This window comes from Prosthecobacter sp. (assembly GCF_044378005.1).
Classification (GTDB): domain Bacteria; phylum Verrucomicrobiota; class Verrucomicrobiia; order Verrucomicrobiales; family Verrucomicrobiaceae; genus Prosthecobacter.
Genome location: NZ_JBILYB010000184.1, coordinates 1 through 10,140, shown reverse-complemented (window position 1 = coordinate 10,140; position 10,140 = coordinate 1). Strand labels below are relative to the sequence as shown.

Below are 10,140 nucleotides of genomic sequence, written 5' to 3'. Positions count from 1 at the left end.
CTCTGGACCGCGCCGAAGCTCCGGTGGGCAGCGGGTGGAACTCGGCCATGGGATACTTCACCTCCAGCATGACTCTTCAGAGTGACGGCACCTCCAGTGAGGCCTCCACCTGGTCATTCCCCGCGCTGGCCTTCAGCCAAGGAGAGCTCGCCTACATTTGGACTTACAACACCCAGACCCTCGTGCCGAATCTCAGTGAATGGGCCTTGTTCACGAACGGCTTTGACGGCAACGCCACGGACGACTGGCTGCTGCCGTCACCGACGAGCCAGACAAACCTCCCCTGGGACTGGCGTCTCACGAATGCCACGTTTACCCCCTTCGGCGCGATCAATGACACCCAGGGGCCCGGCGACTACTCCAGTGATCCGGGTGTCTTCGATCTCCAGACGCACACGACTCCGATCCCTGAGCCCGCCTCTGCACTCCTAATCGCGTTGGCGGGATTGACTAGCTTCATGCGCCGCAGGCGGATGTAAAACAGATCAAGCCCTTGGTGCGGCCCAATGCTCACGATACTCGCGTCGCAGCAGTCTTGAAGTGTCGGCATCGCCAAGGAACTGCTCTTTAATCGGATCAAACACCAGCGCCCGACGTGCCCGTGCGGCGATGTTGCCGAGGTGGCAGAGCGAGGTGGAAAGGTGATTGATGGTGATGTCCGCATTGAGCTTCGCGCCCGTGCGGATGGCATCGAAGAAGTTCGCATGATGCGCGGCGAGATCTGGGCCTGAGGTTGGTTTGATGTCTTCGAGCAGTTTGTTTTGCCTGCCAAAGATCTGCCAACCCTTGGCTTTGCCGCCGATGATCATGCCCTCCGTGCCATACCACGCGCAGCCGTTTTCGTGACCTTCCTGCACATAGGGCGACCAGTCTCGCTGCTCGTAGATGAGCTGCTTCGTTTTGCCAGCGATGTCATATTCGAAGCCGCAATAGAGCGTGTCCGGCCACTCCTGATCATCATCAAAGAAGAGCTTGCTGCCCTGGCCGATGATGCGGTTCGGATGCTGCTCCACGCCGAGGCCCCAGCGGGCGATGTCGATGTCGTGCACGCCGTCATTGCCGAAATCACCCGCGCCGAAATGATGAAACCAGCGCCAGTGTGCGGGATGGTAAGTGCTCTTGAATGGCACTTTTGGCACAGGGCCGAGCCAGAGTTCATAGTCGAGTTCAGCAGGCGGCGCGCTGTCAGGCTGATGGCCGTGATTTTTGCGGAGCTGACTGTTCCAGGCCTTCGCCACCAAGACATCACCGATGATGCCGCTGCGCAGTTTCTCGACGATGCCGATGATGTGCGCTGTGCTGCGGCTTTGAGTGCCCACTTGCATGACGACTTTGTTTCTCGTCGCTGCCTCGATCATGAGCCGACCTTCACGCAGGTTGTGAGAGCATGGCTTCTCGACATACACATGCTTGCCAGCGCTGGCGGCAAGAATCGCACCCGGAGCATGCCAGTGATCAGGCGTGGCCATCAGCACGGCCTGCACCGTTTTGTCATCAAACACACGACGCATGTCCGTGACGACCTTTGGCGTCTGGTCGGTGAGTTCATGGATCAATTTCGCCGCTGTCTCGGCGCGCTTCGAGTCAGCATCGCAGACATAGGACACGATGAAATCGCTGCGTTGGCACATCGTCTTGATGTGGTTCGTCCCCATGCCGCCGGGGCCGATGAAGGCGAGGTTAATCTTGTCCGCCGGGGCACTTTTGAGCAACGCTGGTGCTGCCAGGAATGCCATGGCGGAATGACGAACGAACTGACGGCGGGAGAGCGTGTTCATGATGAAGTCTGGTGGGTGGACGGGTGATCATACGGCGGTCGATGACCCAGCCTTCCGGGCTCGAGCGGCGTCTAGGTGATTTTCATTCGGAATGATGAAGCGGAGGTGCCGACACCGTAATGCTCCCCTCGTCGCATCCAACCACTCTGATGAAACACACGCTGCTTCTCCTCGCTCTTCTCGGCACCACGTTCGTCCACTCTGAAGACAGCCGTCTCCAGCCGCCGAAGGATCTGAACGGCTACTTCCCCTTCAATCCGCCATCGTCCTTGAGTGAATGGGATGTGCGAAAAGAACAGGTGCGTCGGCAGATCCTTGTGGCGGAAGGCTTATGGCCCATGCCGACCAAGACGCCCCTTAATGCGGTCGTGCATGGCAAAATTGAGGGCGATGGCTACACCGTCGAGAAGGTGTATTTCGAAAGTGCTCCAGGCTTCTTTGTCACTGGCAGTTTGTGGAAGCCCAAGGTGATCAAGGGCAGGGTTCCGGGGGTGATGTTTGCCCATGGGCACTGGCAGGATGCGCGGCTCTCATTGGGATCGGACGATAAAGTGCGCGCGGAGATCGCCGCCGGTGGAGAGCGCTTCGAGCGCGGTGGAAAAAGCATCTTCCAATCGCTCTGCATCCAACTCGCGCGCATGGGCTGTATCGTCTGGCAGTGGGACATGCTCAGTGATTCGGATTCCATCCAGTTCTCCCGCGAGATCGTGCATACCTTTGCCAAACAACGGCCCGAGATGAACACGACGGAAAATTGGGGGCTCTACAGCCCACAGGCCGAGGCACATCTGCAATCCATCATGGGCCTGCAAACTTGGAACGCTGTGCGCGGCCTGGATTTCCTGCTCTCGCTGCCCGAAGTCGATCCCGAGCGCACGGCCATCACTGGCGCGAGCGGCGGTGGCACACAGACCATGCTGCTCGCGGCCATCGACGACCGCATCAAGCTCTCCTTCCCATGTGTGATGGTCAGCACCTCCATGCAGGGCGGCTGCACTTGTGAAAATGCCAGCTTGCTGCGCATTGGCACGGGCAATGTCGAGTTCGCCGGACTCTTCGCGCCGAAGCCTCAGGGCATGAATACGGCGAACGATTGGACGAAGGAAATGGCCACGAAAGGATTTCCTGAACTTCAGAAGATCTACGAGACGCATGGCAAGAAGGACAATGTCATGCTTCTTCGTGGCGAGCACTTTCCGCACAACTACAACGCTGTCACCCGCAGTGCTTTCTACACCTTCGTGAACAAGCACTTCAAACTTGGACAATCATCCCCGGTGATCGAGCAGGATTACGAACCGCTGACGAAAGAGCAGCTCACCGTCTGGGATGACAAGCACCCTGCGCCCAAAGCTGCTGACCCTGAGTTTGAGCGCAAGCTGCTCAAATACTTTGCCGATGACGCGGACAAGCAACTCCGTGCGGCTGATCCTTCATTGCTTCGTCAGGCCATCGAAGTCGTCATTGGACGTAGCTATGACAAGGCAGGCCAGGTCGAGTGGACGCTCAAAGATAAGCAGGATCGAGGAGATTTCCTGGAGATGACCGGCACGCTCATCAACAAGACCTACAACGAGGAACTCAACGTCGCCTGGCTCTATCCGAAGCAGTGGAATGGCCGCGCTGTCATCTGGCTCGGCGATGACGGCAAGTCGGTGCTGCAAAGTGATGAGGTAAAGAAGCTCGTTGCCGGTGGAGCCACCGTGCTTGGTGTGGATCTGCTTCTTCAAGGTAGTGAGCCGGTGAAGCAAACCGCCGTGGTGAAGAACCCTCGCGAGTTCGCCGGTTACACGCATGGCTACAATCATGCTCTCTTTGCCCAGCGAACCCATGACGTGCTGAGCCTCGTGTCCTTCCTCCGGAATGCCAAGGTCGGCTCTCATGCGAATCCGAAGACGGTTTGCCTCGCCGGCTTCGGCTTGCAGACGGGACCTATCGCCATTGCTGCCCGAGCATTGGCGGGTGAAGCCATTGACCGTGCTGCTGCGGATACACACGGCTTCCGTTTCGGCAAAGTTCTCGATTATCGTGATCCAATGTTTCTCCCCGGTGGTGCCAAATACCTCGACCTGCCCGGCATGATCTCGCTCAACGCGCCGCATCCGCTTTGGATCAAAGGCGAGGGCAAATCCCCGGAAAGCTCTGCTGTGGAGTGGCTTCTGAAGTGAGGCAAACTTTCGACTCGACGTGGTGTTGGAGATTTCGGAGCATCTCCACCATCGCATGAAGTTTCTTTCCACGTTCCGAGCCAAGCTGATCCTTTCCATCTTTCCCATTGTGGCGGGAGTGACGACGGCGGCACTCCTGCTGGCGGAGTGGAAGTTCAGTGCCGCTTATCAGCGCCTTTTTGAGGAGCAGTTCGAAGGTCTGATCGGCGCTGTGACCCAGGCGAAAAACAAGCGCTCCGAAGCTCTTTCTGAAGTGCTGGAGCGACTGGCGCAGAATCAGGAGGTGATCGCAGATATGAAGAAAGGCGACTTTCTCCGCGCTGGCATGACGCTGCGCCCAGCACTGGAATCTCTGGCTCAGGAGCGACTGCAAAGTGAGTTTGGAAACGTCGGCCCCCGGCAGGACAACAAGCCGGGCTTTCGCGGTGCTGTGATCAATCGTCAGGACAAGCCAAGACCAGGGTCTCCTTCTGCAGGGGGCGGTTTTTCGGCTCCATTCATTGCGCTGATTGATGGCAAAGGTGACTTCGTGCTGAACCAGAAGGGCCGTCCCGGTGCTAACAACCTCACGACGATGCCAACCAATACCGAGATGGTGAATCCCAGATCATCCAAGATGCCCTGGCTGAGTGATCGCAAGTTCGCTGAGATTTTGACCGAGCAGCAGGTCGGTTATTTGATCGTGGAGGCAGGCGAGCGGCGTGGCGAGCAGGTGCGGGAGGTCTTTGTCACTCCCTTGCGCGATCCGAAAACGCAGGAGTTCCTTGGGGCTCTGGTTTTTGGTCTGCCTTTGCCCGTGGTGGCTGAACGGGCGCTCTATGAGCAGACAAAGCGGGGTGAGTTTGGTGAGATCATGGGTGGCATCTTTGTGGAGGGGAAGCTCGTCTCCAGCACGGTGCCCGAAGATCAAAAGGAAGCCGTGGCAGCCGCCGTGGCGGAATCAATGCAGCATTCGCACAAGGACCATCGCCAGATCCTGGTGCCCATTGCGGGTGTGCAGCATCGGCTCATCTACCGGGTGCTGAATCCTGACAGTCCATTCCCTCAGGCAGCTCAGGTGAACTTTTATTCGCTGGCTCCTCTCCATGCTGAAATCAAAGACCTTCGCCGCAGTTCCATCGGGCTTGGCATGGTGGCGCTGGCGATTGCGCTCTTGCTTGTGTTCATTGTTTCACGCGGACTTTCGGGGCCGGTCAGTCGGCTCGTCACGGCCACTCAGGAGATCGAGCGGGGCAACTTTGAATTCAGAGTGCCGGTGACACCGGATGAACTCGGGCGCGTGGCTCAATCCTTCAATGAAATGGCCGCCGGACTCGCTTTGCAGGAGAAGTATCGCAGCGTTTTGAATGCGGTGGCGGATCGAACCGTGGTCGGGCGCTTGATTGATAATCCCGGAGCACTCGGTGGCGAGCTGAGGCAGGTGACGATGCTCTTCTGTGACATCCGTGGTTTCACGGCACTCACGGAGCACATGCCGCCGCATGAGGTCATCGAACTGTTGAATGATCACATGACGGCGCTGACAGAGGTGGCCTATGCGCATGGCGGCACGGTGGACAAGTTCGTCGGCGACCTCATCATGGTGCTCTTCGGTGCACCGGAAGGCACTCACGAGGATACTGTGAGCGCCGTGAAGTGTGCGCTGGCCATGCAGACGCGGCGGCGAGAGATGAATGTCACGGCCAGGCATCCTCTGGAGATCGGTATCGGCCTCTCCACGGGCACGGTCGTGGCGGGATGCATGGGCTCAGACAAGCGTCTGAGCTACACCGTTCTTGGCCATCATGTGAATCTGGCCTCACGCCTGTGCAGCATTGCGCAGGCGGGGGAGGTGATCGCAGATCCAGCGACGGTGGAGGCTCTGGAAGGCTGCATCACCACACAGCCATTGCCTCCGATGCAGCTCAAAGGCTTCTCCGAACCTGTGCAGCCGCATCGCGTGCTGAGTTAAAGCATGAGGCCAAGCAAACGCTCACGAATCTGTGCACGCCACTTCGTCAGGTAGGCGAATTTGGCCTGCAAGGCCTGAAGCTCAGGCCACACGCTGCTGTCATCGATGGCGAGACGTGCATCACATTCGGGCAGAGCGGTTTCCAGCCGCTGCCATTCTTCTTCGATGGCTTCATTCAAGCATTCCAAGGATTCGCGCAGTTTCATTTCTTCACTGGCGAGCAAGGCCTTGGCGAGTGCACTGGTGGCAGATTGCTTGCGAGAGAGGAAAGCGGCGGACTGCTGGAGCAGCGGGCCGAGTTTTTCAAAGAGGCTCATCAAGCCTGCCTCCAACGGTATGGCACGCCATCCAAGGCCTGAGCCTGTATCAATGAGATGCTTCAGTCTGGTGACGGGAGACTTCAGAGTCTCCAGGACGGCATTCAATTCTGCGCTGAGTTGTGCATCACCTCCAGCTTGATCGGGATGCGCTGTCTTGGTGGCTTCAAAGTAGGCTCTTTGCAGCTCGGCTTCATCCAAAGAGGCACGTGGTGGCAGGCCGAGCAGTTGGAAGCAGTCGGTCATCGCAGAAATCAGGCCGCGAAACTCTCCCCGCAGGAGCAGGTGACGACGGCGTTTGGGTTTTTCACTTTGAAGCCGCCCTGCTGGATGTCGTCGCTGTAATCAAGCTCGGAGCCGGTGACAAAGAGTGCACTCTTGGGGTCGATGACGACTCGCACTTCATTCGTGATCACCATGATGTCTCGGTTCGCCGGGCCATCGACGAGGTCCATCTTGTATTGCAGGCCCGAGCAGCCTCCGCCGACCACGGCCACGCGGAGCGCACCGTTTTCGGCACGGCCTTGCTTTGAGAGCAGGCTGAGGAGTTTGTTCGAGGCATTTGGCAGCACTTTGATCAGCTTTTCATTGCCGATCTTGAAGCTGGGTGCCGGAGCTGTTGCGGTAGCTGTCATCAGTGGGAATACGACTCAGGCCTTTGGTTGTGCTGCAAGCCATTGCTCGAAGAGTTCGCGTGGTGCCTTGTACTTCGCGCCGCAGCGAGGGCAGGTGATGTCGGCATGGCCGTCTTCGAAGATGTAGTCGAGGTCGTCTTTCGGCAGGCGGCTGAGCATGGGGAACATGCGATCCACCGTGCAGCCGCAATCGAAGGTGTAGCCGCGTGTTTCGAGGAGCGAGAGCTGTTCGGCTTCATCGAGTTTTGGGATGTCTGCTGCGCTCAATCCTTTGAGCCATTCGAGGTCGGCATCCGGCTCGGCGGAGATCTGCACGAAGTCCTCTTCCGGCATGCGGAAGAAGCGCGTGGGGCGCTGTTCGCTCTGCGTGTAAAATTGCTCCACGGCAGACAAGACATCGCCGCCGGTGAATTCGATCATGCTTTGCCGGGGCTGCATGTTTGGGCGTGAGGTCTGGGCGATGATGAGTGACTTGCCCATGTCCTTCACATCATCCGTGAAGATACGCCCGGTCACCTGACCCTGTGGATAGCCACCGCCGGTGACGAAAAGATTCAGCAGGGGCGCATGGACGTTGATCGTCCATGCGCAGCGTTCGTCATGCGGGCGGGAACCCATGTGCAGTGCCATGGCTGCCAGTGCCTCCTTGAGCATCGTGTCCAGCTTCTCCTCATGCTGGATGCCGTGCTGCATGAGATGCAGGTAGTAATCCATGTAGAGATCTGTGAAGTGGCCGCGCACGAGCAGGCAGTTCCGATGCCGCACGAAGTAAGAGCGGAGTTCGACGATGGCGAGATCGGTGGATGGCATCGGAGTAAAGGTAAGGGGAGAAACAAAAAAGGCAGGGGACGGGAGACATGACTGGCTCACCGCCCGCTGCCCTTGGATCAAGCTCAGAGAGGCTTGATGGAGATGTCCTTGTAATAGGTCACGCTCTTGGGGTCGTGGCCCTGGATGGCGATGGTGCCTTCGCTGAGCTTGCGGCCCGGCATGCCTTTCAGTTCTTTGGAAGGATCCCAGCCTTCAGGCTCGGTGAACTCGACGGTGGTAACACCATTCACCTTCAAGGTGATGTGCTTGCCTTCCACGCGGATCACATAGTCGAACCATTCGTCATCCTTGCTCGGAGCGGCGGGGACTTTGATATGCTTGCCGCCCTGGGGCTCGGCCTGACCTTCCTTGAGTGCCAGGATGTTGATCACGCCGTAGAGGCTGCCGGTTTTCTTCGGGTCGGTGTGGGTGCTGTTCACTTGGCACTCGTAGCCGGCATCAGGCCAGCCTTTGTCCTGGAACTTGGTGTGGAAATAGACGCCGCCATTGCCCCCAGCAGTCGTCTTCACCTTCATTTTCAGCTCGAAGCTCTTGAAGCTCGCCGCGCCATCCTGGCCAACGTAGAAAATGTGCGCGCGGCCACCGGCCACTTTGAGTTCGCCGTTTTCCACGGTGAAGACGCCGGGGACTTCGTCGTTGGATTTCCAGTCGGAGAGATCCTTGCCATTGAAGAGGGAGATCCAGCCATCGTTGTCCGCGGCCGGAGCGACCGTGGCGATCAGTGCGGCCACGAGGGCCAAAGTGAAGCGGTTGAGTTTCATAGGGCCGCGCCGATACAGTGGACGGGGCGGCTTGTCCAGTGGTGGGAGATATAGGCCCTGATGGACTGGCGACTCTTTTGAGGGTCACTTCCCGAAGCACTGCACGCGTCCATCCATGGTGCTCACATACACACGGCCCTGTGCCACGGTGATGCCATCCCACACTGGAGGAGACGTGAGTTCGAGGCCGGTGGATTGTTCGCCGGTTTCGGTGTTCACGGCCCACATTTTGGCACCGCGGCGGCCTTCGAGGGCTTCGTTTTGTTCGTTGAGCTCTTGGAGGATGGCGGGGTCTTTGGCGGCGAGGCGTTCGAAGGCGTATTCTTCGTCGATGGTGTCGGGGGCGCCGCTGACGAGGACGGTTTTGCCAGCCAAGGCCATGCTGCGGGCGACGATGGGGACGAAGCGGTCCCAGGTGTGTTTCACGAAGCTGCCGCCGCCTTTGCCGCCTTTGTTTCCAGCGGCGGGTTTGAACCAGAGGGCGGCTCCGACTTTGCCTTTGCCGGTTTCGACGCCAGCGCCGATGCCGTGAGCGGCGTTGGCGGAGCTGTCGCGGCTGTCGCCGTTGTCGAAGTTGCAGATGAGGACGGCGTCGGTGGGCTTGGAGTCGGGGGATTCAAAGCGCTGCTGCACTTCGGCGGCGGTGAGGGCTTTGTGATAGAGGGCGAACTGGTCGAGCAGGCCGCTGAAGCCTCCGGCGCTGCCTTCGGCGGCTCCTTCGCCATTGCCGAGATACATGGGGCGGGCGGGTTTGGCATCGACGGGGGTGCCAGTGCCTGAGGCGACGAGTTTGCCATCAATGTAGAGCGCCATGTTGCCATCGGTGGTGAGGGTGCCGACGAGGTGGTGCCAGCCTTCGCTCAGAGCTTCCGCGGAGACGATGGTGATGAGTTTGCTATCGCTGCGGATGTGCCACTGCGGTTTTTTATCGCGAATGTCGAGCACATAGCCGCGTGCGGGGCCGCCGTGGTGGAGGACGGTGCCGTTGGCAGTATCCGGAAGCACCCAGGCTTCGACGGAAAGGGCGGCCTTGGCGGGATCGAGCGCGGCGGCATCGGGGAAGAGCACGGAGCCGGGGATGGGCGCATTGGCGGCCACGGCTGGTGCGGCTTTGCCTTTGCCCTTCTTTTTGCCGTCGCCTTTGGCTGGGCCTTTGGCAGCGCCTTTTTTGTTCTTTTCGAGGGCAGGAGGCTGATTGGTGAGCGGCTGACCATCGGGGCCGAGGACAAGGCTGTTGCCCATGCGCTCGGTGGTGGCTCCTTCGGTGGTGAAGGCCTCTTCCGGCGGTGTCTTCGGCGTGGAGAAGAGGGTGTACTCCATGGTGGTGGTCCATTTGTAGTATTGGGCCTCGCGTCCGTAGCTGTACACGTTTTTGTCGTCGTGAACGAGGATGCGGCCTGCGGGAGCATATTTGCCGGCTTGATAATAACCGCTGTGACCTCCGGCGAAGCTCTTGCCATAGACCCAGTAGCTGCGGTGGAAGTTCGAGTCGTCGAGGAAGCCCATGGGGGCGAAAAGATGATCGCCTTCGCCTTTGTGAGCGCCGCCTTGTTTGTCGGCATCACCGCTGACGGGGCCGACTTCGACGCGTTTGCCATCTTCGATGATTTTTTGCGTGCGGAGGTAGGTCCACTTGCCGTCGCTGCTGAGGATGTCGTTGAGGGCGACGGGCATTTGCAGGGTCTTGTGGCGATCATTG

The 10,140-nt window shown here is 59.0% G+C and carries 9 protein-coding genes; 3 read left to right on the top strand and 6 right to left on the bottom strand.

Annotation, left to right across the window (positions count from 1 at the left end):
* On the top strand, positions 1 to 479 hold a 479-nt coding region (locus AC6FTP_RS23415), incomplete at its 5' end, for a PEP-CTERM sorting domain-containing protein (RefSeq protein WP_497209326.1).
* Positions 480 to 485: 6 nt separating this feature from the next.
* On the opposite strand, the gene AC6FTP_RS23410 is transcribed toward AC6FTP_RS23415, so the two are convergent.
* On the bottom strand, positions 486 to 1,778 hold the full coding sequence (locus AC6FTP_RS23410) for a Gfo/Idh/MocA family protein (protein WP_497209325.1): 1,293 nt from the start codon (positions 1,776 to 1,778) through the stop codon (positions 486 to 488).
* A gap of 149 nt (positions 1,779 to 1,927) precedes the next feature.
* On the opposite strand from AC6FTP_RS23410, the gene AC6FTP_RS23405 reads away from it, so the two are divergent.
* Together AC6FTP_RS23405 and AC6FTP_RS23400 are read left to right on the top strand one after the other, a co-directional pair.
* The gene (locus AC6FTP_RS23405; protein ID WP_497209324.1) at positions 1,928 to 3,946 is read left to right on the top strand and encodes a dienelactone hydrolase family protein; all 2,019 of its coding nucleotides are present in this window, start codon (positions 1,928 to 1,930) and stop codon (positions 3,944 to 3,946) included.
* A 55-nt stretch (positions 3,947 to 4,001) separates the two neighbouring features.
* Positions 4,002 to 5,897: an adenylate/guanylate cyclase domain-containing protein gene (locus tag AC6FTP_RS23400; protein WP_497209323.1), complete on the top strand. Its 1,896-nt coding sequence runs from the start codon at positions 4,002 to 4,004 to the stop codon at positions 5,895 to 5,897.
* Here AC6FTP_RS23400 and AC6FTP_RS23395 read toward each other — a convergent pair.
* From AC6FTP_RS23395 to AC6FTP_RS23375, 5 genes are all read right to left on the bottom strand, one after another.
* Positions 5,894 to 6,460: a J domain-containing protein gene (locus tag AC6FTP_RS23395; protein WP_497209322.1), complete on the bottom strand. Its 567-nt coding sequence runs from the start codon at positions 6,458 to 6,460 to the stop codon at positions 5,894 to 5,896. The two genes, AC6FTP_RS23400 and AC6FTP_RS23395, sit on opposite strands and share 4 nt — an antisense overlap.
* Before the next feature lie 8 nt (positions 6,461 to 6,468).
* A complete protein-coding gene (locus AC6FTP_RS23390; RefSeq protein ID WP_497209321.1) occupies positions 6,469 to 6,849 on the bottom strand; it encodes a HesB/IscA family protein in 381 nt (126 codons plus the stop codon).
* Between the two features lie 15 nt (positions 6,850 to 6,864).
* The gene (locus AC6FTP_RS23385; RefSeq protein WP_497209320.1) at positions 6,865 to 7,659 is read right to left on the bottom strand and encodes an Hsp33 family molecular chaperone HslO; all 795 of its coding nucleotides are present in this window, start codon (positions 7,657 to 7,659) and stop codon (positions 6,865 to 6,867) included.
* Positions 7,660 to 7,742: 83 nt separating this feature from the next.
* On the bottom strand, positions 7,743 to 8,441 hold the full coding sequence (locus tag AC6FTP_RS23380; RefSeq protein WP_497209319.1) for a 3-keto-disaccharide hydrolase: 699 nt from the start codon (positions 8,439 to 8,441) through the stop codon (positions 7,743 to 7,745).
* Positions 8,442 to 8,525: 84 nt separating this feature from the next.
* On the bottom strand, positions 8,526 to 10,140 hold a 1,615-nt coding region (locus AC6FTP_RS23375; protein ID WP_497209318.1), incomplete at its 5' end, for a LamG domain-containing protein.